Raw genomic sequence first — 23,376 nt, 5'->3', positions numbered from 1 at the left:
TGTTGCTCCTTACGTTCACTTGGTCGAGATATCGATATCCGGCAATTGCTCAGGCACCTTCACCGGCAGCGTATCGGCCACCAGGCGTTCGCCTTGCAAGGTATGCGCGTCATCGACGCGATACAGCTCGGCGCGCACCGACGTCGGCAGCGTCATACCCTCCAGCTGGTCAGGCTCGATGTAGTACACCCAGCGACCATCAGCGGTTTCACCCAACTCGCCATGGTCGGGAACCTTGGCGAAAATCACCTGCGTGCCGGCGATCAGCCTGTTGTCCTGATCGTAGAGCTTGATGGCGTTGTAAGCCGGGTTGCCCTTGTAGGTGCCGGTGAACACCAGCGAACCGGCAGGAATACTCTCACCGCCCCCGATGGACACCTCGGTGCGCAGCTTGCCGATGCCGTTGTCGATGAACTCGATGTCGTCGCCCGTGGGGCCAAGCACATCCAGTTCGGCAATCGACAGGGTCTGCTGCCCCGGCGCGACCAAGCGCAGATACGCCGCGTCGTAGGTGTACAGCCAGCTGTCGTCTTCCTTGCTGAAGTACACCGTGGCGGTGCGGCTATCATCCAGCGTAAATTCGCCGGTCTTCACCGTCTGCCAATCCGTGCCGTTCTGGCTGACCTGCACCTCATACTTGCCAATCGCCCTGTCGGCAGGAGCACGGTACTTCAGCGCGGTCACCGACAGCACGTCGTTGAACGACAGGGTCACCTGCGCCTGATCCTTGGAGCCCTCGGGCAACGTACCTTCGAAGGAGGTTTCGGTCTTGCCGTCGATGACCTTGGCAACCGCCCTGGACGGAGCCGGTTCGCATGGATCGTGCTCGTCGCCGACCTGTGCATCCTCCGAAGAGACCACGTTGGTCGTCACATCCCAGCCGGCCTTGCTCATGGAACCGTCGGTGGAGATCTTCACCGGCTCGAGCGTGAACGGCTCGGTCATGTTCATCAGACGATCCACGCCGCGCACCTCGTAGGTGAATACGCGGTTGTTCACCGTTGCGATGGTGTCGTCGTACACTGTGGTGCCCGACTTATCCACCGGAACGAAGCCCACCACCGTGCCGTTACGACGAATCTCATAGCCAGCCATGGAATCATCGGAACCACCGGTAATGGTGATCTTGACGTGGTTGTCATTCTTGGCGTGAGACAACTCAGCGCTCACCTTCGTAGACGCCGCGACGGACTTGCCGCCTTCGATACGGTATACGCGAGCGCTGTCGCGCATGTACTGAATCGGACGGGTTTCCTTCTCGAACTGCGAGACATACTCCACGGTCTTCTCGTTCGGGGTCATGCCCCACGCTTCGAAGAACGCAGTCAGATCGCGCTGCGCTGCAGCCGCCGCCAGACGCATGAGGTTGTTGTCGGTGTCGCTATCCAACGTCAACGCCACGCCCTTCGGCGCCGGAGCCTTGCCCGTATTGCGCGCATACGCATCCACTCGGGCGAAGAACAGGTTCTGCATCTGCTCGCTGTAGGTGTCGTAGGTCTTGTAGTTGTATCCGTCGTCATACGCCAGGTGCAGCTGCCAGTACATCGCCAATTGGGTGAACACGTCCGAAGACGCGCCCTTGGCTCCGCTAGTGACCTTGCGGTAGATGGCATCCCAGCCGAAGCGCACCGAATCGTCGGTATCCTTGGCAACCGACAACTGCGAGAAGTAGTTGTTGGTCACCTCGGCCACAGCGTACTGTCCCTGGTTGATCTCATGACCCACCTCATGGGCGATGCCCCAGCCGAAGAAGTTACCCGACACATATTTGCCGTTGCCGTCGGTCGTCACGCCAGGAGACGTGGCGGCCGCGCCGCTCTGATCCCATTCGACGCCGATATGCAGGCCGCCGGCGTACATGAACGCACCGGCGAACATACGCATGTAGCGAATGTTCTGGCGCGACGTTGGCAGAGCATTGTTCGTGCCATATACCTTCTTGTCCTCATCCGTGAGATTGTTCGCCAAGCCCTTGTGCTGGTAGAACAAGGTCATCATGGCGTCACCGGAACGCAAGGACGTCAGCAGCTTCTGCGCACGCGTATCAACATCGCCATCACCCAGCGCCGCCTTGATCTGCGAAGCCGGCACCGAGTACATCAGATACTTGCTGACGATATCGGTGCTGTTGAGCACGCAGTTCTTCTCGTCATACGTCGTATCCTTATGCAGCTGCTCATGCTTGGTCCGCAAACCGTCCACGTATGCGTCCAAAGTGGAGACGTACGTCTTGGCCGCTTGCAAAGCCGTCGCATCATCGTCGTCCGCATGGATGTCGAGCACCGGAATATCCGTGCCGCCGACCACGCGCACCGCGTACTGGCGATTCGTATTGTTGCCCTTGTACTCGATGTACAACGCGCCGCCATGCTCCACATCCAAAGAACCGATCTGCGGAATGGTCACTTCATTCGCGCCAATCTTCAACGTATCGACCACAGTCGTGTTCCATGCACTGGATTCCGCGTGATACTGCGTGGCGATCAAGCGCAGCTCTGTATTCTGATTGGCGCTCATACCAGCGCCACCCACATACACCGTGAGCTTGTCGCCGGCATTCGCCACGATGCCCAGCGGCTGCCAGGCATTCAGCCCTTGCGAACCGACATGGCTGTCATACGACTTGGAGACCTTGGCATCAATGCTCACCTGCGGCCGCAGGTTCTGCTGATGGAGCACCTTACTGGCATTATCCAGCTCGGCCAACAGCAGGCTACGTTTGGTGTTGTATTCCTGGGAAATCGCTTCCGGAGTATTCACCTTGGTGCGCAGCGATTCGATATCCTCATCCTTCACGCCGTCCCTGAGGGTGACGTGCATGGCGTCGGCCCACAACCCGTTGATCTCGTCCTCAACCGGGTCATGCTCATAGAACGCCAACTCGGAGATGGTCACCGTATCGTAGTAGTACCGCGCAAAGGTCACCTTAATTTTCTTTACCTTGGTGGCCGCAAACGTCGCCTTAAATGTATTCGGAGCGCCGCTCACACTCGCCACACTCGCGGTGCCGCCCCTCGAATCAAACGAGGACTGCTTGCCCGAGGCATCCCAGGTCGTGATCTGCACGCCAGATGTATTGCCGTAACCATCTCCCAAATACGTGGTGATCGCCACGGAATCCATCTCATATTCCTGATCGAATTCCACGGTCGCGCCACGGAACTGTGCTTGCGAGGCCGACCACCATGCGGTGTTGTAGTCACCGTCCACCACCACATTCGGGTCGCAGGTTTGGCCGCAGGTGCCATTCTTCCAGTCATCGACAGTCACCGAGGTGATATGCGATGCCAGATCGTGCGACTGCACCTTGCGGTTAATCAGCCGATACCACGGCACCTTCACGTTCTTGGTTGTCGTCTTGCCCGTATAACTCTTGGACGGCGCGGACGTACCAATCGCGTTGGAAGCAGTCAGATACACCACATAAGTAGTGTCATCTTGCAACTGTTCCACCGTCTTGGAAGTACCCGTCAGCCCATCGATCTTAGTGTAGGATGCAGCGCCTTGCTCCTTGTAATACAGCGTATAGGTTTGAGCATCCTCCATGGCTTTCCAGCTCACGGCAATGGCACGATACTTACCCGTCACGGTGACGTTCTCAGGCGCATCAGGCACCTTGGTCGCCTGCGGAGTCGCATCCTCCTGATCACCGAACGGACTTGACCAATCACCGTTCACTGACCGGACGCTGACCTTATACGTCTTGCCGTTCACCAGTTTCTTGCCCTGGAAAGTGTCGACCAGCACACGGTTGACGGAGGTAGCCACCGTCTGGCTGGCATCACCGAGTTCAATCTTGACCTCATAGCCGGTGATATTCGTCTGCGGCTTCCAGCTCAAGGTGAACTCCTTATCGCCGGCCTGCACCTGCAAGCCTTCGGGAATATTCATCGTGGGCGGCGGAATACGGTCTTCCATGTCGTTGAGGAACGTGACCTCGCCGATATCGGCCAGCTTGTCGGAGCCCGACTCGGTGACACGAATCACAATCTTCTTCACAGCAATCTGCCCGCCGAAGTCCACCACAATCGAGCCATCCGACTGCACGGAGGCAGCGGCACGAGACGTGGACAGCGAACGCGCCATACGAGACTTGCGCATCGTCTTGCCAAATTCGATGGTGACAGTCTTATCGTTTTCATCGGTGACTTCAATGGAGCCTGCCTTCGCCGCATTGGCCGCGGTATTCGGCGCAAGCGTCATGCCACCCATCGGCACGTTGTTCACCGTCACGGCAACAGTGGCGGGATGCTCGGCGCTAATTGTCTGTTCAGCAGACAATACCAGACCATCTTCCAGAGTGCCTTCCACCGTGGTTCCAGACTCATCGACGGCCTCAACCGTCATTCCTTCGGTGCTGATCACACGCTGCACGGTGGCCTGCGCACGCTTGGCGCCAAGCACCGACGCGAAACGCTGCACATCGGTCAGGTTCACCTTCGCATCACCGTTCATATCGAAGCGCGCGTCGGCACCCAGCTGAGCGCCCTCAGCATCAGTGCGGTGTGCACGCTCGGCGGCAACCAGCAACGACGCATCGTGCTGATCGAGCTCACCGTTGCCATCGAAATCGCCATAGGCCAGCACACCCAGCGTTGCCGAGGTGTCGCCCCCGTCGGATTTCACCGCAGTGGCAGCCGCATTCGAAGCGGTATCGGTAAGTGTAATAGTTGACGTGGTGTGCGCCACTATTTCCAACTGCTGGCGGTAGGTGGCATAGCCGCTGCCCGATACCTGCACTTCAGTCGTTCCCGGAGCAACCGACGATACGGTTCCTGCCCATTCGTTGCGATCAGCAACCTTCGTCAGCGTGGCCTGTTCACCACCGACGTTCATGCTAATCGTGGCGTTTTGCGCGAACGAAACCATAGAAGGTATCAACCGCACGGTCACAACACCGGTCACATCCGCGGGCTTGGTGTCCTGTGCGTCATCGGCGGCATCGCCCGGGACAGCCACCGGTTCATCCTGCACATCATCTTGGGATGGTTGCTGCTGTTCATCCTGCGCCGCAGCAGGCGCTTCCTCATCGGAACCCTTTGCTTGGTCAGCGGATGCGCTATCAGACGTCTGACCTTGACCATCACCCACGGCGTCTTCCTGTGTCGTTGTTGCGGAAGCGTTATCAGACGCTTCCGGCTGCGGCTGTGTTTCGCCGGTCTGTTCGGCGGACACAGGGACTTGGGTGGATACGGATGACGAACCGTCCTGATCCGTATGGTCTACGGTCATGGCGTGCGCTGTCACGCTTGACGTAGCAAGAAGGGCGAGCGCGGCGCACCAAGCGGCAGCCCGCGTGAATCGTCCTTGTTTAGGCACGTGATTCTCCTCACTTCGCGTTGTTCTTACGGTAGGCAAACATTGTCTGCCGAAGACGCGGGAGAAGTCGCCGTCAGAGTGACCCAGCCGTCAGCCCTCTGGCGACAGAACCACATCACCTGCTATTTTATCGAACACGGTATACGTTCGAAATCCAACACCATATGAAATATCTGATGGCAAAACGCTCCATAGTGGAAAAATATCCGACTGACAACCGATGAAATAGGGAACAGCTACGATAACAGCCGACGCTGCCTCTGTATGCCAGAAACGTATTTTTGCCAGTTTTTTACAAGAATTGGTAGAGCCCATATTGTTACCACGAATATAAAAAGGGGCGCCGAAGCGCCCCATGTCACCAACCGGCCGTACACCGGCAACAGGTCTTAGACCAGCGTCGCCTGCAGGATGAAGTCGAGGACGAACAAAATCGCCACCGTCCACACCACCGGATGCACCTTATTCGGCTTACCCTTACAGGTCATCACGATGCAGTACATGATGAAGCCGCCGGCAATGCCGTAGGAAATCGAATAGGAGAAAGACATGAACACCGCGGCAAAGAACGCGGGAATTGCCGCCGTGATATCCGACCAATCGATGTCCTTGAGGCTGGCGGCCATCATGCAGCCGACCAACACCAGCACGCTCGCCGTAGCCGCGGACGGCACCGCGGAAATCACCGGAGACAGGAACGCCGACAGCGCGAAGCAAATCGCCACCACCACGGATGTCAGACCAGTGCGGCCACCAGCGCCGATACCCGCAGCGGACTCAACATACGTGGTCGTGTTCGACGTACCGCAGATAGCGCCGATGGATGTGGCGATGGAGTCGGCGAATAGAGCGCGATCCATCTTGGAGCTGAAGCCATGCCCGTTCTCCAGCGCCTCTTCGTCGGACGCAGAGAAGATGCCCGTGCGGCGCCCTGTACCAATAAAAGTGCCGATCGTGTCGAAGGTATCCGACATGGAGAACGCAAAAATCGTCACAATAACCAGCGGCAGACGCGACACATCAGAGAACAGCGCCGGGAAACCAGCCGGGGTGAAAATCGCGCCGAACGTCTGCGGCAACTGAGCGAAGGTATCGCCAATGGATACCGAATTGGACATGGTGGTCACACCAAACGGAATACCCACCAGCGTGGTAATCACGATAGACAGCAGCAAACCGCCCTTGACCTTGCACACGGTGAAAATCACCGACAGCAGCAGACCAATGAGGAACACCCACAATACCGGGTTGTTGAAGGTCGCCAAACCAGGAGTGGCACCAACCGCTTCAGTCGTCTTCTTGTCGGGCGTGAAGGTGATCAGATCGACATTAAGCATGCCGACGTAGGCCACGAACAGGCCGATACCGCCGCCGATGGCATGCTGCAACATCGGAGGAATCGACTGGATGATCATCTTACGCACCTTGGTGACGGTGATGATGATGTTCACCACACCGCACAGGAACACCATGCACAGCGTCTCCTGCCAGGTGAACTTCAGACCGAAGCACACGGTGTAGGTGAAGAACGCATTCAAGCCCATGCCCGCAGCCTGCGCATACGGCACATTGGCAAACAGACCCATGACCAGCGTACCGGCGATTGCCGCGATGATCGTTGCCAGGAACACACCGCCCCACGGCATGCCCGTCTGGCTTAGAATCTGCGGATTGACGATGATGATGTACGACATCGCGAAGAACGTGGTCAGACCGGCCATGACTTCGGTAGACACCGTTGTACCGTTCTCCTTGAGATGGAAGAACTTCTCCATATCTCTTTCTTCTTCCTTGGTTTAGCAAGCGTGAACTTGCATAGAGGTTACTGCGACTCGTTCGCGTGCCGAAACTGCATGGGCAGATGGCCACGGCGAACACAGCCGACCATAGCACCGTGCAATGTCAGATATGTGAACATGACGCGACACGCATCATGTTTACAACGTTTTACCACTCTTCACGACATATCAACATGACACACGCCCTCCCCCGTAAGCAACGCCACCGGCCCCGCATCAAGCCCATACGGCAAAGGGTCTGCCGACACATGCCGGCAGACCCTCTCACGCTGTACACCCATCGAGATGTGAGTCTTGTCACATCAGCCGAAACGACCCGAAATATAACGCTCCGCCTCCTCATTCTGCGGATTGTTGAACATGGTCGTGGTATCCGCGAAATACGTCAGTCGACCGGGCTGACCCACCGCCTTCAAATTGAAGAACGCCGTATAATCCGCAATACGGGCCGCCTGCTGCATGTTATGCGTCACGATCACAATCGTGTAATCGTTCTTCAACTCGTTGATCAGATCCTCAACAGCCAGCGTGGAAATCGGATCCAAAGCAGAGCACGGCTCGTCCATCAGCAACACCTGCGGATGCACAGCCACCGCACGGGCGATGCACAGACGCTGCTGCTGTCCACCAGACAGGCCAATGCCCGGGTTGTCCAGACGATCCTTGACCTCATTCCACAGATTCGCGCCACGCAGCGCCCACTCCACCAAATCGTCGGCATCCGACTTGGAGATCTTGCGATTGTTCAGACGCACACCTGCCAACACGTTCTCACGAATGGACATCGTGGGAAACGGGTTCGGCCGCTGGAATACCATGCCGACATCACGGCGCACCGCCACCGGATCGACATCCTTCGCATACAGATTGCGACCTTCCAACAGCACCTCGCCCTTGACATGAGCGCCGGGAATGATCTCATGCATGCGGTCCAACGTGCGCAGCACCGTCGACTTGCCGCAACCGGACGGCCCGATGAACGCCGTCACCTTATTCGGCTCGATATTGAGGTTCACATCCTCCACGGCCAGGAAGTTACCGTAGTAGATATTCAAATGATTGACATCAATGCGCTGTCCCATAGTTATTCCTTTGTTCCTACGATCAACGTTCCGACTTGACGGCGAACACCTTCGCCACCACACGACCAATCAAATTCAAAATCAGGACGATGACGATCAGCATCAACGCCGCAGCCCATGCACGCTCCATCGGAATCGTCGTCACGCAGGACGCGTCCGCGCTGGCAGGGCAATTGGCATTGAGCTTGCTGTACTCCTGGTACACGTACACCGGCAAAGTGGTCATCTGCCCCTTGAATAGGTTGAAATTCGTGGATGTGATGTAGCCGGCCGTCATCAGCAACGGTGCGGTTTCGCCGATCACACGGGCGATGGCCAAAATTGCGCCGGACACGATACCCGGCAACGCAGTACGCAAAACTATCTTGGTGATGGTGCGCTGCTTGGTCACGCCCAGTGCATACGACGCCTCGCGCAAATCATTGGGCACCACTTTGAGCATTTCCTCGGAAGACTTGACCACTGTGGGAATCATCAGCAATGATAAAGCCACCGAACCTTCAATACCGATAATCGTGCCGGGCCCCGCCACAATGGTGAACACCGAAAATGCGAACAGACCGGCAACGATCGAAGGAATGCCACTCATGACATCCACCAGCAGCGAAATTGCCTTCGCCAGCTTGCCGCGGTTGGAATACTCCACCAAATACACGGCACACAGCAGGCCGATCGGAATGGAAATCACCATCGCGCCCAAAGTAATCAGCAATGTGCCGATGATGGCATGCAGAATACCGCCGTATCCACCGGAAGGGGTCGGATTGCCGCCAATAACACCCGTCATGTTGTACGACAGGAAGTTGAGATTAAGTCGCTTCGCACCATTGGCAATCGTCGTCCACAACACCGAAATCAGCGGCAGCAGCGCAATGACGAAGGCAAAGCCAATCAGCACCCGCATCATGGCATCCTTACGCTTGCGCGACGCCACAAAGGAACGGGTGGGCTTGAACTTATCGAAGTCAATCGTCGGCGCCTGACGCATCGTCGTATCCTCGCCAGTCATCACGCACCCACTTTCTCGGTAATCTTACGCGCGATGAAATTCACCACGAACGTAATCACAAACAGCACCAAACCTGTGGCGATCAGCACCGACACGCCCAACGCGTTCGCTTCCGGATACTGCGCGGCGATATTCGCGGCAATCGTCTGATTCTGCGACGCCTGCAGCAGCTTGATAGAGTACGACAAGCCAGGCGAGAGAATCATGAGCACCGCCATGGTCTCGCCCAAAGCACGCCCCAAGCCCAGCATGGACGCCGACACGATGCCGGACCGACCGAACGGCAGCACCGCCAGCTTCACCATCTCCCACTTCGTGGCCCCCAAAGCCAGCGCGGCTTCCTCCTGCAAACGCGGCGTCTGCAGGAAAATATCACGCGATAACGACGTAATAATGGGCAAAATCATGACCGCCAACACCACCGCCACCGTGGCCACCGTACGCGGCGGATTGGCCGCAGGACCGGCAAACAGGGGAATCCAACCCAGATACGTCGACACCCAATTCCAAAACGGATACATGGCCGGCACCAACACCAGGCCACCCCACAAGCCGTACACTACGGAAGGAATAGCCGCCAACAGGTCGATCACATAACTCAACGCCGTCGCCAACTTCTTCGGCGCATAATGCGAAATAAACAGGGCGATGCCCACGGCAATGAAAAATGCGATGACCAACGCCAGCGCGGACACCAACACCGTGCCGAACAACATCGGGCCGACGTACCCCCAGAACGTCGCCGCCTTGCCACCCGTAAAGCTTTCAATGGTCTCGCTTGTCGCCTTGGCATCTCCTCCAATCAGCGGCCACGCACGAAACAGCAGGAACAGTGTCACCGCCGCCAGTACCACCAAAATCAGCAGTCCGCAGGCATACGCAATGCCCTTGAACACCTTATCGGCGGTTTTGCCACCAACCGGCGGCTTCACCGTGTCAACTTGCGAACTCACAGACTCTCCTTTTCGTGCGAGCTACTCAGGGTTGCGGGACAACGCCCATACACCATCGTAACGCCTCACCACCCCGACCCGCGAGCGCCGCCGTCACCCCGCAAAAGGAGTGGCGACGGCGTCGAGGTCATGACAATGGTTACGCCAATGGCGATTGTCGAGCGATCACTTGGTCTCGATGGCGTCGATGGACTTCATGACTTTCTCGCGCAGCGTGTCCGAAATCGGCGCGGAACCGGCTGCGGAGGCAGCGACCTGCTGACCTTCGTCACTGACGACGTAGGTGAGCCAGGACTTGACGAACTTGGCAGTGTCGGCGTCCTTGTACGCCGGGCAGGCGATGTCGTAGGACACCAGCACGATCGGATAGGCGTTCGCTTCGGTGGTGTTGTGGTCAAGAGCGATGACCACGCGATTGGCTTCGGTGGCGGTCTCGTCCATCGGCGAGGCATCCACGACCTTGGCGGCGGCTTCGGCCGAATACGGCACGTAGGCATCGCCGACCTTGACGGCCACCGTGCCCAAATCGCCGGCCTGCGAGGCGTCGGCGTAACCGATGGTGCCATCGGCCTGCTTGACGGTGCTGATCACGCCCGAGGTACCCTTGGCGCCCTGTCCGACTTCGTTCGGCCAGTTTTCGCCGACCTCATAGTTCCAGTCAGCGCCGGCGGTGTCCTTGACGTAGCTCAGGAAGTTCTTGGTGGTGCCGGACTTGTCGGAACGATGTACCACCGTGATGGGCGTATTCGGCAGGGTGATGTCCGGGTTCTGTTCGACCAACGCGGGATCGTTCCAGCTGGTGATCTTGCCGTCGAAAATCTTGGCGATGGTGGAAGCGTCCATGTTCACGGTCTTGCCCTTGCCGGAAACGCCGTTGAGGTTGAACACGACGGCGATCGGGGAAATGTACACGGGCACGTCGAACGCGGTGCCGCTGGCGCACACGCTGGAGGACTGCGACACTTCATCAGCGCTCAGCGCGGCATCGGAGCCAGCCCAAGCGGTGGCGCCGGTTAGGAAGGTGGACACGCCCGCACCCGAACCGGACGGGTTGTAGGCGATCTTCGCATCCGGGTTCTTCTCCTGGTAGGAGGCGATCCATGCCTCGACGGCGGCCTGCTGTGAGCTGGCGCCCGCGCCCTGGAAATCGCCGGAGATGGTGTCGGTGGCGGTAGTACCAGTGTCGGCGGTGGGAGCGGTATTGTCGCCGCAAGCCGCCACGGAAGCCAACATCACCAGGCCGGAAACAGCCGCCATGGAACGAACGAATGCATTCTTACGCATAGTCTTTTCCCTCTTGTAGGTCGGACGGCCCGAAGCCGTCTGCACGCCCTTTTCTCTAGGTGGAAGCCCCGCTTCCCATCATCAACACGGCGTGCGCTTATTCATGACAGTTTCCACATTAGACAATATCTGGGGTCCAACGAACCGTTGTGGGTGAACAATAGATGAACAATCAGGCAATTTCAACATTCTGCCCATATCTATGATTATCGACGACATGACCGTGTGCCGGGTATGCCGCGCGACCACAATCCGCGACGATACGTCGACACCGTGTGGCGATGCGGCAAGCGAGTCATGGCGCCATACGGCGAAGTCATAGCAGCAAAGCGGCAAGCAACAAGGCATCGCGGCAAACTCCCCCACCACAACGACGATGCCATACGCCGCGACTACTGGATATCGTCGATTTTATATCCCAAGCCACGCACCGTGGTCAGATACTGCGGCTGCGCCGGATTGCTTTCGATTTTTGCCCGCACCCGCTTGACGTGCACGTCCAATGTTTTGGTATCACCCACATAATCCGACCCCCAGATGCGGTCGATGAGCTGGTGGCGGGTCATCACCCGACCCTTGTTCTGCAAAAGAAACTCCAACAACTCAAATTCCTTGAGCGGGAAGAACACATCCTGGCCACGCACCGTCACCTGATGCTGGCCAACCTGCATCACAATGTCGCCGCATACCAACGGCATATCGTCGCTGCCCGCCCCTTGCTTCTGCGGCATCTGCTGGTTGCGGCGCAGCACCGCGCGTACACGCGCCAGTAACTCACGGAAGGAATACGGCTTGGTCACATAGTCATCGGCGCCGATCTCCAATCCAACCACCTTATCGATCTCCGCGCTTTTTGCCGTCAACATGATAATGGGCACACGGCTTTGCTCACGGATACGACGGCACAAGGCCACGCCATCGATGCCCGGGAGCATCACATCCAGCAGCACCAAATCAACGCCGCCACGGGTGAAGGTATCCAACCCTTCCTCGCCCGTGGCTGCCGACACCACGTCATACCCCTCCCGAGTAAGCTGGTATGTCAGCGGCTCGCGATAGGACTCCTCATCCTCCACCACCAAAATCCTCGTCATGACCAGTTCTCCTCCTCCATCATCGATGCCCTCTCCGGGTCAGTGACAGCACAGGCACCGCCCTCCACGGCGTAGCCATTATCATCGTCTTCGCCGTTACCATTGCCGCCGTTGTTGACGTCACCGTCGGCAGCAGTGTCATTGCCCGCGCCATTGCCGGCACTGATATCGGCACAATCCGAGGCCAGCGGCAGCGCGATGGTAAACGTCGATCCCTCCGAAGGGCGCGACCACACCGATATGGTGCCGCCACACTCCTGCACGCAATGCTTGGCGATGGACAACCCCAACCCCGAACCGCCAGTTTGCCGGGAACGTGCCGGATCGACGCGATAGAACCGTTCAAAAATACGCCCCAACGACTGCTCGGGAATACCAATGCCTTGATCGATCACGCGAATCTTGACCATATCGTCGGCGCACAGCACCTCCACCGTCACCGCCGTGCGCTCCGGCGAATACCGAATGGCGTTCTCCACCAGATTCTTCACCGCGCTCACCAACGCCTCGCGGTCGGCGCACACCATAGGAGCCTCAGCCCGCCGCACCGATGCGTCCTCGGTAATATCCCCGGCCGCGCGCTCGTCCGCTTCAGAGGCACTTTCCAACTGCTCCAACGGGAACAGTTTGCCCTGCCACGACAATGCAACCTCGATATGCTTTGCCTCAGCCTGGGCGGCGTTCGCCCCCATAGCCTCGCGCACCACCGACAGCGCCGACACCCGCGACGTTTGCAACATTGCCCGGGAATCCTGCGCCCGCTGCAAATCAATCAAATGGTGCACCAATTCGGTAAGCCGCTCAGACTCCTTGGTAATACGCCCCGCAAAATACCGCACGGCATCCGCATCATCGGCTGCATCCACTAAGGTCTCCGCCAGCAACGCAATCGCCCCGGCCGGCGTCTTCAACTCATGCGACACATTCGTCACAAAATCACGACGCATCGCCTCGAACCGACGCTGCTCGCTCACATCGGCCAACAACACCGCAAAGCGATCCCCACCAAGCGAACCAACCCGCACCCGCACATGTACCGACCGCGACGGCAGCACCGCCCCCGCCTGCACGCCGCGCCCCTCGGTATGCGCGAGCGCCCGTTCACCATGCGATGCCGCAAATGACATCTCCCGTTCACGAATCCGCCCATCGGCGGCCACTTGCGCCACCATATCCACCACATCGGGCACACACCGCCAATCATCATCGATCACATGCCATTGTCTGGCCTGTGGACTGGCGTAATACGGCACGGCATGCGCGTCGACAATCACCACCGCCTGCGGCAGTACCCCCACAAAACGACGCTCCATAGCACTGGACTCATCCTCACCGATCAGGCAACGATGCTCATGGCCATGGCGATTATGCTCATGACGCGCCCCACGAGTCGACCGCCCCCAACACCAGCAGACCGCGCCGCACGCACACCATAGCGCCACCGCAAGCAGTATGCCCCACCAAGGCACCGCCACCGTTGCCGTCATGCAGCCTCCTTTACCCGATTCCGCCGTCCACCTTACCGACCGTCAACCCGTGCGACACCCAATGTCACGCAACCGCCATGCGAAGTTTGCCTGCCGTTCACCCGGCACGCCCGATATGTCACGGCGGCTGTCCTACCTATGCCAGACGCCTCACAATGTCCACCGTCACGGCGGCGGCCGTATCGGCATACGCGGTGACGTCGAAGGAACGGAACTCCTCGTAATCCGTATCGGCATCATCGCTTAACGCCCGAATCACCAGCGAAGGCACATCGTTGCGGGCGGCCACATGCGCCACGGCGGCACCTTCCATTTCCACCGCATCCGCGCCCGTCTGCTGCCGCACGCGCTCCACCTGTTCGGGAGCATCCACAAAATAATTGCCCGAGGCTATCACACCGGCAAGATGATGAATGCCGTGCTCACGCAACACGTCGGATGCCACCGCAAGCAGCCGTTCATCGCCATGAAACTCTTGCGTTCCAGGCTTCCACTGCCCCACCAAGCGCATATCGGTATCCAAATATCGCAAGGTCGAGCCCAAGACCACGTCATTGACACGCAGCTGACGGTTGAGATTGCCGGCGATACCGGAAAACAGCACCGCATCCGGCTGCACCATATCGATGATGCGCTGAGTGGTCGCCGCGGCATTGACCAATCCCATGCCGCCCACCGTGGCCGCCACCGACACCACACCGCCGTCAAAGCCATCCAATTCGCCGCACACCACATCCAGGCTGGCCGTATGCGTATGCGTCACCGACCGCAAGGCCGCCGCAATATGCGCCACTTCCTCTTCCAACGCGCCGATAATCGCCACCGATGTCATCTTGCACCTCCGTACTGTTTCATGTGTAGTCGTTCACCGATTGCTACTGTCATGACCGCGGACACCGGGTTGCGCCTCAATCACCGGCGAAACTCCAGCCTCACCTTGGTCAGCGCCGCGCACGTCGCGCATGCGCCACCGCCTGCGCCAACTCGCGCAGCAACTGTTCCGTCGTCGCCCACGACATGCACCGATCCGTAATCGACTGCCCATAGGTCAACGTAGGCAACGGCCCCTCCGGTTGGTTGCCGCCCTCCAGGAAACTCTCCATCATCACACCGGCAATCCCATGCTCGCCCTGGGCAATACGCGACGCCAATTCACGCACCACCTGCGCCTGACGATGCTCATCCTTACCGGAATTGCCGTGCGAACAATCAATCACCACACCCTGCGACGCCGCCGACCCCTCCGGCATGGCCTCACGAATGGACGCCAAGGCGGCGGCCACCGACGCGGCATCATAATTCGGCCCCGACGACGAGCCGCGCAACACCACATGACAATCGGGATTGCCCAACGTTTGCACGGCGCAAGCCCGACCCCAATGGTCGATGCCGAAGAACGTATGCCGGCGGGCGGCCGCCACGCAGCCGTTCACCGCAGCACGCACACTACCATCGGTGGCATTCTTGAATCCCACCGGCATCGACAGTCCCGAAGCCAGCTGCCGGTGCACCTGAGACTCCGTATTGCGCGCGCCAATCGCACCCCAGCTGACGGCATCCGCCAAAAACTGCGGACTCGTCGGTTCCAAAAACTCACTGGCAGCCGCCAAACCCGCGTCCAGCACGCCCAACAACGTGCGCCGCGCCAACACCAACCCTTTGCGGATCTGATGGGTGCCATCAATATCGGGATCGTTGATCAGCCCCTTCCAGCCCACCGTGGTGCGCGGCTTTTCAAAATACACGCGCATTACCACCAACAGATCGTCTTCCACTTGGGTACGCAGCCTCGCCAAACGATGTGCATATTCCAACGCCGCCTCAGGATCATGCACCGAGCACGGGCCGACGATCACCAGCAGACGGTCATCCTTGCCATACAGGCAGGAGCGGATTTCCTCACGAGATTCGACCACCACATCACGGCCAAACTGGGACACCGGCAATTCCGCCAGCATCTGCGCCGGTGTGGGCAACGGTTCCAATTCCAGCACGCGACGGTTGACGATGCGGCTGATGCCCACCTGGTCTTCCCACCGAGGCACGTCCGTCGACACCAACGGATTGCGCCCCTCGCGCACCGCCTGACGAATCTCGTGCAACTCCTGCGGCGTATGCAACGCCTGGGGCGGACGCGTGCTGTCCGACCGCCGCATGCCAACGGACGCACCCTCACCGACGCCGTACGTCATATCGGATGTGTGCCGCGCCAAATCGTCCATCGTTACTCCCTCGCCATACCAATGCTCACCACCTTAGCCCACCGGCGAGCGCAACGCACGCATCTACACCAGCGAACGACGGCGTTCCACCGCATCCGCCAACCGGTGCAGCAGTTCCTCGGTGCGTCCCCATGCCACGCACGGATCGGTAATCGACACGCCATAGCGCAGCTGCGCCAACGGTGCCGCAGGCTGGTTGCCGCCTTCCAGGAAGCTTTCCATCATGATGCCGACCACACCGCGCTCGCCTTGCGCGATACGCTCCGCCAGTTCTTCGACCACCTGCGCCTCGCGTTCCTCGTTCTTGCCGCAATTGCCGTGCGCAGCATCCACAATCACGCCATAGGAACCGCCTGGAATGTCGCGTTCACGCAAAGCGCGCAACGCCTGTGCCACCGATGCGGCGTCGTAGTTCGGCCCCGACGACGAGCCACGCAACACCACATGGCAATCGGGGTTGCCCGTGGTTTGCGCGGAAATGACGCGGCCATCCAAATTAATCGACAGGAAATGATGCTCATACGCCGCCGCATAGCACGAATCAGCGGCCGCGGTCAGCGAGCCATCCGTGGAATTCTTGAATCCCACCGGCATCGACAATCCCGATGCCAGCTCACGATGCACCTGCGATTCCGTATTGCGCGCGCCAATAGCGCCCCAGCTCACCGCATCGCACAAATACTGCGGCGTAATGGGGTCAAGCCATTCGGTGGCGGTGGGCAGCCCCAGCGAGAGCACATCCACCAACACATTGCGCGCCAACCACATGCCTTTGCGAATGTCATAGCGGCCGTCGATATCCGGGTCGTTGATCAGCCCTTTCCACCCCACCGTAGTGCGTGGTTTTTCAAAATATACGCGCATCACCACAAGCAGCCGGTCGTCAAGTTCGTGCGCCGCCTGCGCCAAACGCCGCGCGTAATCGTGGGCGGCTTTCGGATCGTGGATGGAGCAGGGGCCGACCACCGCCAGCAAACGGTCATCCTTGCCATGCAGAATATCGCGGATCGCTTGGCGCGAGCGCAATACCAACGCGCTCATATCGGTGGTAAGCGGCAGCTCACGCAGAAACACACGCGGAGCGGGAATGGGGTCAAGTTGCCGGATATTAACATCCACCGTTTCCGGGAACACCGCCCGGTCATCCCATACCTGCGCATCCATGGTGTAATCAGGCCGATGCAACGCCACCGCCAACTCCTCTCGACACTCACTTCCCCATCGGCAAACCAACCGCCGACTTAACCGTTACACCGCTTCCGTCCGGCGACGCACGGCAAACGAACGACGACGTTGCCTACTGTAGTCGATGCAACGTATACGCAAAAGGTCGTTGGCTACATGGTGGACCATGCATCCAACGACCTTATGACCGGCACCTGCCGCACGCCACGCATCGCATCCCTATTCAGGACCGCGCACCCGTGGCCGTGTCGGCGCCGCAGTACGAGCCCTTAGGCCAGAGCGCCCATCGGATCCCAAGCCGGCAGCATGATGGCCGGCTCGTCCAGCGCCGCCTGATATTCGGCGGGCAGCATGCTCTTGGGAACCGCCACCTCGTACACGAACTCGGTGAACCAATCGTCGCTCATGGTGAAGTAACCCTTATCGGCGATCTTGTCACCCCACGAGTTCTCCACACGCCAACGACGGGTGGTCGTGCCGTCCTCATCCACATCCACACCGACGAAAGCCATCGCGTGGTTCATGGCGGAATCGGCGAAACGCACGCGCTGCTCCTTATCCAGGTCGAAGTCCACGTCATAGACCTTGCCGTACTCGAACAGATCGGTAGCCCAGGCACCGCTGGTACGATCCATCATCGGGTGGCAATCAGCGCCGAACCACACCGGAATACCCTGCTCGGACAGAATACGACGCACGCAATCCTTCATGAACTGGTTGGGTACGTTGAGGTACTCAGTGGCGTCCCCACCAGCCACGTTGCCCAAGTGCTCGATGCCGATCTTCTTGCCCTTCGGATGCTCCTGACGCGGATCGTCCACCAGGCAGACGTAATCTTCCAAACCAGCCTGCACGTACTTATTCCAGAACTCTACCGGCGTCATCTCGCCATCACGGTGGAACTCGCCCTTATCGTCCGTCCACTCCCAATCGAAGCTCTTCGGCGGCTCGCCCAAGTGAATCGTCAGAATACGATGGCCGGCAGCCACCGTCTCCTCCACGATGGAAGCGATATCGGCCGGACGCTCATACATGTGCGCCACCGCCGTGTGCAGCAGGCAACGCAGCTGGGTGTTCATCTCGCCGGTGTTGCCCGACGACTGCGTTTCGGGATACAGATCCTTCGGAACGGCACCGTACTTCTTGTACAGGTTCATCGCCATGGTCCACTGGCCGCCGTCGCCCATGACATCGTGCAGCAGATGCTGCATCAGTCGCGAATCCGCAGGCTCACCGGCCTCGATCAGCGCCGCCACGTCCTTGAGGAAGTAGTTCACGCGCTCCAGCTTGTCGTAGTACATCGCATAGTTCTGCGAGAACTCGAACTCCTTGATGCCCATCGCCTTCTTGGCGACGAAACGAGCCACGTTCAGCGAACTGAAGAGCCAGCAACGGCCCGAACGTTCCTGGCTGGTTACCGAACCGTTGTCCACCGTCACCGAGAAGCGTCGCTGCAGCAAACGAGCCCGATCATAGTTACGGGCTACCTTCTCAATGCCCGCGGCCGTGACCGCGTTCATCGCCATACGATTGGTCTCACTGGCGGCAAAATCATTGCGTAAAGCGTCAAGCGTCTGAGCGCTCAACGACGTGATCTCAGTCATGTTCCTCCTGTATTTCCTCTACACCGGTGTCCCTGCCCCGGCAGTTACTTTTGCGCGCACGGCCACGCCGCTTCCAGCAGCACAGCCGCACATATCACCGTTCCGAGCCTACTCCCACCTCATGGCGAATCGCCCAGAGGGCGGCTCACAAGCCTAGATTAGGTAAGTTACTCGTCGATATCGGCGTCCCGTTCAGATACCGAGCCCTCGTCGTCTTCGGCCGCCCCGGCCTCACCTTCGAACGGAGCTTCAACCGGCACATCCGGAGTCTGCGCGAAACCAAAACCACTGAAGGCCTGCGAGAACATGGCACGCAACTCACCCACGCGCTGGGTGATGGTAGCCTCGCGCTCCTGCAACTGCGCAATATGTGTAGTCAGGCCATCCAATTCGGATTGGGCCGCTTGACGACGCTCCTCAATTTGCGCGTCGGCATCCTCCTGCGCCTTGCGCAACGTCTCGCGTGCCTGATCATCGGCTTCCTGACGCTTGCTCGATGCATACTCATCGGCATCTTCGCGGGCGGCCTTAGCTTGCGCCACCAGTTCGTCTGCCTCCTGCTTCGCGGCGCTACGACGCTCTTCCAAATGCTCCAGCAGCTCATTGACCTTGGCAGTGGCCTCATCCTGTTGGGCCGCAATATCGGCGCGAATCTGCTCAACCTCCGCATTGACCTGGCTCATAGTCTTCGTACGGTGCACCTCCGCCTCATCGGCGATTTCCTGAGCCTTGGCCTGTGCGGCATCCGTAATCTCTCCGGCCTTGCGCTGCGCGTCAGTCATCATGCGGGAAACTTGCTCGCGCACATCCGCCAAACGCTTGTTCGCCTCAGCCAACGCGCTTTCAATCTGATCGTTGGCTTCGCTTTTGAGCTGCGTCAGCTCCGCGTTCGCTTCCTTGCGCTGCTGGGCAATCTGCGCAGTGGCTTCGGCACGCATATCGGCAATCTCACGCTCCTGCGTGGCACGTTCGGACGCCAGGCGCTTATCGTGTTCCTCACGAGAATTCGTCAGCTCCAAATCCACCGACTGGCGCTGTTCCGTAACGATTTTCGCCGTTTCGGCACGCAACTGCGCCGCATCTTCCTGCGCTGTCGTAGTAATCGTTTCCGCTTCGGCATTGGCCTTCTGCATGAGCGCATCAGCCTTGGCACGCGCCTCGTCAACGATATGCTGCGCATCAAGCTTCGCATTGTTAATCAGCGTCTCCGCCTGCGCCTGAGCCGCGGAACGTGTGGATGCGGCATCAGCCTTGGCACGTTCCAACAACTCGGCGGAAGTCTGTTCGGCGGACGCCAACATCTGCTGCGCGTTCGCCCCCAACGACGCAAACGAACTGCCCTGAGGAGCCTTCTTATTCTTCTCCTCCTGCAATTGGGCCTGCAGCTGCAGAATCGTATCGTCGTTCGCCTTGACCTGCTCACGCAAACTATTGACCGCGGCCTGAGCTCCATTCAACGTTTCTTGTGCGGCAATAAACGCCTCATCCACAGCGTCCTTGTCGTAGCCGCGCAATACGACCGGGAACCGATCCACCATTGTGCCATCCTTTCGCCATCGCGCCATGCGCCCCGCCGACGCATACCCGCCTTGAACTCTATCGCATAAACGTCACGACAACACTACGACATGCGCAATCGTCACACAGCACGCGCAACTTGAGTCGCAATAGGAACCGCCATACGCCGGAGCGGACACCCCGACCTGTTTCCTTACGCCAGCAAAATATCGTCAGACGACGGACGCAGCAAATAGCGAACCGTTTCCCCCACCACGTCGCGGCAAGCCGACACCTGTTGTTCCAACGCCAGACCATGCTGTTCCCCGGATTCAGGCACCATCGGGAAACTTACGAATCCCGCCAGCACCCGCTCTTGTACGGAAGCCCAATCCAATAAATGATAAAACAGCGAATTGCATACGAAGGTACCGGCATCCGAACTCAGACTCGCCGCAATGCCATGCCCGGAAAAATCATGCAGAATCGAACGCAACGGCAGGCGCGTCCAATATGCCGCAGGACCACCGTCACGAATAGCTTCACGTTGCGGACGCGCATTATCGGCATCGGGACGAACCGCATCCATCACATTCGTGGCGCAACGCTCCAGCAACACGCCTCGCGCCGCATGCTTCAGCCCCGTGGCAATCACCACATCCGGACGCACCTCGGCAAGCACCTCATGCAGGGTCGGCCACGCCTTGGCGAAACTTACCGGCAGATCCACGGCATGAATATCCACCTGCACTTCGGAGAGCACGTCGTCGATGTCCACAACTCCCAATCCTTGGGTTGCCAACGCCAACGGCACCTCATGCGAAGGGTTCACCGTCACGTCATCGTAATGGTCGAACCCGGAAATCACTACCTTCACCTGCTGCATGCCTTCCAGTGTATACGCGCACCGGCGACACCGCAGCAGCCGCACGCATCATCGACAACTACCGCTGCAACGTGCGGCACCACCATTCGATCATCGGCACATCCGCCGGCGTGGTGACCTTCATATTCGACTCGCTGCCGGACACGATGGCCACCGGTTCGTCAGGAAGGTACTCCACCACCACGCGCGTGTCATCCGTGGGATGAAAATCGGGGTCGTTACGCGCCAAATCATACGCGCGAACAATCGTACCGAATCGGAAGGCTTGCGGGGTTTGCGCACGGAAGGTATGGGTGCGCTCCGGCACGCTGCGAATCACCTCGCCGCCATCCACGCCATCGGTAAGCAACACCGTATCGGTGGAGGCCAACGCCACCGTAGCGGCCGTATATCCCTCCAATGCATGCACGCATCCGGCAATCGCCTCCTGGGACACCAGAGGTCGGGCCGCATCATGAATCAGCACTTTCGCCCGATCGCCCACACCTCGTTCGGCAAGCGCATGCAATGCAGCCAGCGTGCTATCCACCCGCTGGGCACCACCGTCGACAATCGCGCACACCTTGCCGTAGCCAGCCTGCTTCACCGCCTCACACACCGTATCGCGCACCTGCGAATTGACCACTACCATTATATCGTCAACCAGCGGATTGCGCTCAAACGCCTCAATGCTCCAGCACACCATGGGTTTGCCATACAGCGAAACCAACTGCTTGGGATGATTCGGGTCGAATCTTGTGCCCAAACCTGCCGCCAATACCACGGCAATAACCGGAGCTTCACCGGCACTTTCGTCGCACCCGCCGGAGTGCATGCGCCAGTATCCAGTCTGGTTCACCGATTGCGGTTGTTGCGTGTCGTTTCGTTGTTCCACGGTCTTCCTCCCCTGCCTGTTCCTGCTTGCACAACGTCGCGCGCACGTCAATCAACGCATGGCAATCAACGCCAACATGCGCCCCTCGCGAGCCTTGCCCGCCAAAGTCGCACGACGATGGGAATACCACAGTGGATTTTCCACCGTACACATGCTGCGGCGCACCTGCGCCAGACGTTCGCCAAGATCCTCATGGCCTTCGCCATCGGTACGGCAAATGCCCGCCAACTCCTCATCCTGCGACAGATACTGCGTGGCCGCCGCCACACGGGGGCGTGACTGCACCACATGCTCCGGTGCCACGCCCGCCTCCCGCAACGCCAGCAATGCGGCACGCACCAAGTCAACGCCGGGACCGGCAAACTTCGTCAGCGTGAACGTGCCCGGGAACTGCGCGTCGAACTCGTCGGCGATGTCACCGCCAACCTCATAGCAATCGCCGCAGATACAAGGACCCAACGTGGCCACCATACGCTCGACGCTAGCTCCCTTGGCCTGCATCGCCCGCACCGTGGCCTGTATGACGCCCGCCTGCAGTCCCTTGCGGCCGGCATGCGCCGCACCGATCACGCCAGCCTGCTCGTCGGCCAGCAGTACCGGCAGACAGTCCGCCACCAACACACCCAACGCCACACCACGACGGGTTGTCACCTGAGCGTCCGCCTCAACCGCCTGCGGGGATGACGACGACAGATCCGAACCAAATTCCGCATTATCCACAAACATGTCGTCCACGTCGGCAACCGACGCGCCATGCACTTGGCTGACCAACGAAATCGGGCAGCCCACCGCCCGTGACAAAGCCACACGATTGTCATGCGCCGCCTCATCATGCTGGACGCCACCCACATTGCACGAGGCAATCTCCCCCTGGCTGCAGCCGCCAAGTCGCGTCGTATACGTCACCGTCACGCGCGACGAAAGTGCTATGGGAATGGTCACCGGAATGGGACGGCCTTCCTCATCGGTCGGCGCAATCGCCATGCTGTCCATAATCGCTTCGTCGTACTGCGGTCCGCTCTGCCGGCCGTGCTCGCCCCGCTGGTTTTGGCTCTGCTGCACTGTCTGCTCCATCATGCAC

At 59.3% G+C, this 23,376-nt stretch carries 16 protein-coding genes and 1 pseudogene; all 17 read right to left on the bottom strand.

Annotated features, from left to right (window positions below; translation table 11 throughout):
- Positions 1–15 precede the first annotated feature (15 nt).
- The 17 genes and pseudogenes from AC1AWK_RS01245 to AC1AWK_RS01165 all read right to left on the bottom strand — a co-directional run bounded on the left by AC1AWK_RS01245 (position 16) and on the right by AC1AWK_RS01165 (position 23,369).
- The gene (locus AC1AWK_RS01245; protein ID WP_476567499.1) at positions 16–5,319 is read right to left on the bottom strand and encodes a fibronectin type III domain-containing protein; all 5,304 of its coding nucleotides are present in this window, start codon (positions 5,317–5,319) and stop codon (positions 16–18) included.
- A 90-nt stretch (positions 5,320–5,409) separates the two neighbouring features.
- Complete coding sequence (locus AC1AWK_RS01240; protein ID WP_476567498.1) at positions 5,410–5,766, bottom strand: hypothetical protein; 357 nt, start codon at positions 5,764–5,766, stop codon at positions 5,410–5,412.
- Positions 5,709–7,094: an NCS2 family permease gene (locus AC1AWK_RS01235; RefSeq protein WP_476567497.1), complete on the bottom strand. Its 1,386-nt coding sequence runs from the start codon at positions 7,092–7,094 to the stop codon at positions 5,709–5,711. The genes AC1AWK_RS01240 and AC1AWK_RS01235 overlap by 58 nt, the downstream gene beginning before the upstream one ends.
- Before the next feature lie 326 nt (positions 7,095–7,420).
- On the bottom strand, positions 7,421–8,200 hold the full coding sequence (gene pstB, locus AC1AWK_RS01230; protein ID WP_476567496.1) for a phosphate ABC transporter ATP-binding protein PstB: 780 nt from the start codon (positions 8,198–8,200) through the stop codon (positions 7,421–7,423).
- 22 nt (positions 8,201–8,222) lie between these two features.
- On the bottom strand, positions 8,223–9,209 hold the full coding sequence (gene pstA / locus AC1AWK_RS01225; protein WP_476567495.1) for a phosphate ABC transporter permease PstA: 987 nt from the start codon (positions 9,207–9,209) through the stop codon (positions 8,223–8,225).
- A complete protein-coding gene (pstC, locus tag AC1AWK_RS01220; protein ID WP_476567494.1) occupies positions 9,209–10,162 on the bottom strand; it encodes a phosphate ABC transporter permease subunit PstC in 954 nt (317 codons plus the stop codon). Before pstC ends, pstA begins: the two co-directional genes overlap by 1 nt.
- 165 nt (positions 10,163–10,327) lie before the next feature.
- Positions 10,328–11,446 (bottom strand): phosphate ABC transporter substrate-binding protein PstS, encoded by a 1,119-nt coding sequence (gene pstS / locus AC1AWK_RS01215; RefSeq protein ID WP_476567493.1) that lies wholly within the window; start codon positions 11,444–11,446, stop codon positions 10,328–10,330.
- Between the two features lie 392 nt (positions 11,447–11,838).
- Complete coding sequence (locus AC1AWK_RS01210; protein ID WP_476567492.1) at positions 11,839–12,540, bottom strand: response regulator transcription factor; 702 nt, start codon at positions 12,538–12,540, stop codon at positions 11,839–11,841.
- A complete protein-coding gene (locus AC1AWK_RS01205; protein ID WP_476567491.1) occupies positions 12,537–14,027 on the bottom strand; it encodes a sensor histidine kinase in 1,491 nt (496 codons plus the stop codon). Before AC1AWK_RS01205 ends, AC1AWK_RS01210 begins: the two co-directional genes overlap by 4 nt.
- A gap of 136 nt (positions 14,028–14,163) precedes the next feature.
- On the bottom strand, positions 14,164–14,859 hold the full coding sequence (mtnN, locus tag AC1AWK_RS01200) for a 5'-methylthioadenosine/S-adenosylhomocysteine nucleosidase (RefSeq protein ID WP_476567490.1): 696 nt from the start codon (positions 14,857–14,859) through the stop codon (positions 14,164–14,166).
- 109 nt (positions 14,860–14,968) lie between these two features.
- A complete protein-coding gene (locus tag AC1AWK_RS01195; protein WP_476569508.1) occupies positions 14,969–16,183 on the bottom strand; it encodes a 3-deoxy-7-phosphoheptulonate synthase in 1,215 nt (404 codons plus the stop codon).
- A 129-nt stretch (positions 16,184–16,312) separates the two neighbouring features.
- The gene (locus tag AC1AWK_RS01190) at positions 16,313–17,413 is read right to left on the bottom strand and encodes a 3-deoxy-7-phosphoheptulonate synthase (protein WP_476569507.1); all 1,101 of its coding nucleotides are present in this window, start codon (positions 17,411–17,413) and stop codon (positions 16,313–16,315) included.
- Positions 17,414–17,703: 290 nt separating this feature from the next.
- Positions 17,704–19,038, bottom strand: coding sequence for a C1 family peptidase (locus AC1AWK_RS01185; RefSeq protein ID WP_476567489.1), 1,335 nt, complete (start codon positions 19,036–19,038; stop codon positions 17,704–17,706).
- Positions 19,039–19,313: 275 nt separating this feature from the next.
- Positions 19,314–20,576 (bottom strand): annotated as a pseudogene (locus tag AC1AWK_RS01180) (coiled-coil domain-containing protein); the annotation flags it as partial.
- Between the two features lie 173 nt (positions 20,577–20,749).
- Positions 20,750–21,421 carry a pyroglutamyl-peptidase I gene (locus AC1AWK_RS01175; RefSeq protein ID WP_476567488.1) on the bottom strand — a complete coding sequence of 224 codons (672 nt, stop codon included), beginning with the start codon at positions 21,419–21,421 and terminating at the stop codon, positions 20,750–20,752.
- A 58-nt stretch (positions 21,422–21,479) separates the two neighbouring features.
- A complete protein-coding gene (locus tag AC1AWK_RS01170) occupies positions 21,480–22,235 on the bottom strand; it encodes an IspD/TarI family cytidylyltransferase (RefSeq protein WP_476569505.1) in 756 nt (251 codons plus the stop codon).
- A 111-nt stretch (positions 22,236–22,346) separates the two neighbouring features.
- Positions 22,347–23,369 (bottom strand): purine nucleoside phosphorylase YfiH/LACC1 family protein, encoded by a 1,023-nt coding sequence (locus AC1AWK_RS01165; RefSeq protein WP_476569503.1) that lies wholly within the window; start codon positions 23,367–23,369, stop codon positions 22,347–22,349.
- Positions 23,370–23,376: the final 7 nt, after the last annotated feature.

The sequence above is a fragment of the Bifidobacterium sp. LH_491 genome, assembly GCF_056356495.1.
This window is presented reverse-complemented; position numbering and strand designations above follow the sequence as displayed.

Coding starts and splice junctions, on each gene's coding strand:
- mtnN (WP_476567490.1), bottom strand. CDS start 14,859: ATGACATCGGTGGCGATTATCGGCGCGTTGGAAGAGGAAGTGGCGCAT.
- pstS (WP_476567493.1), bottom strand. CDS start 11,446: ATGCGTAAGAATGCATTCGTTCGTTCCATGGCGGCTGTTTCCGGCCTG.
- pstB (WP_476567496.1), bottom strand. CDS start 8,200: ATGGGACAGCGCATTGATGTCAATCATTTGAATATCTACTACGGTAAC.
- AC1AWK_RS01185 (WP_476567489.1), bottom strand. CDS start 19,038: ATGACTGAGATCACGTCGTTGAGCGCTCAGACGCTTGACGCTTTACGC.
- AC1AWK_RS01190 (WP_476569507.1), bottom strand. CDS start 17,413: ATGGATGCGCAGGTATGGGATGACCGGGCGGTGTTCCCGGAAACGGTG.
- AC1AWK_RS01165 (WP_476569503.1), bottom strand. CDS start 23,369: ATGGAGCAGACAGTGCAGCAGAGCCAAAACCAGCGGGGCGAGCACGGC.
- AC1AWK_RS01235 (WP_476567497.1), bottom strand. CDS start 7,094: ATGGAGAAGTTCTTCCATCTCAAGGAGAACGGTACAACGGTGTCTACC.
- AC1AWK_RS01210 (WP_476567492.1), bottom strand. CDS start 12,540: ATGACGAGGATTTTGGTGGTGGAGGATGAGGAGTCCTATCGCGAGCCG.
- AC1AWK_RS01205 (WP_476567491.1), bottom strand. CDS start 14,027: ATGACGGCAACGGTGGCGGTGCCTTGGTGGGGCATACTGCTTGCGGTG.
- AC1AWK_RS01170 (WP_476569505.1), bottom strand. CDS start 22,235: ATGCACTCCGGCGGGTGCGACGAAAGTGCCGGTGAAGCTCCGGTTATT.
- AC1AWK_RS01195 (WP_476569508.1), bottom strand. CDS start 16,183: ATGCGGCGGTCGGACAGCACGCGTCCGCCCCAGGCGTTGCATACGCCG.
- pstA (WP_476567495.1), bottom strand. CDS start 9,209: ATGACTGGCGAGGATACGACGATGCGTCAGGCGCCGACGATTGACTTC.
- AC1AWK_RS01175 (WP_476567488.1), bottom strand. CDS start 21,421: ATGCAGCAGGTGAAGGTAGTGATTTCCGGGTTCGACCATTACGATGAC.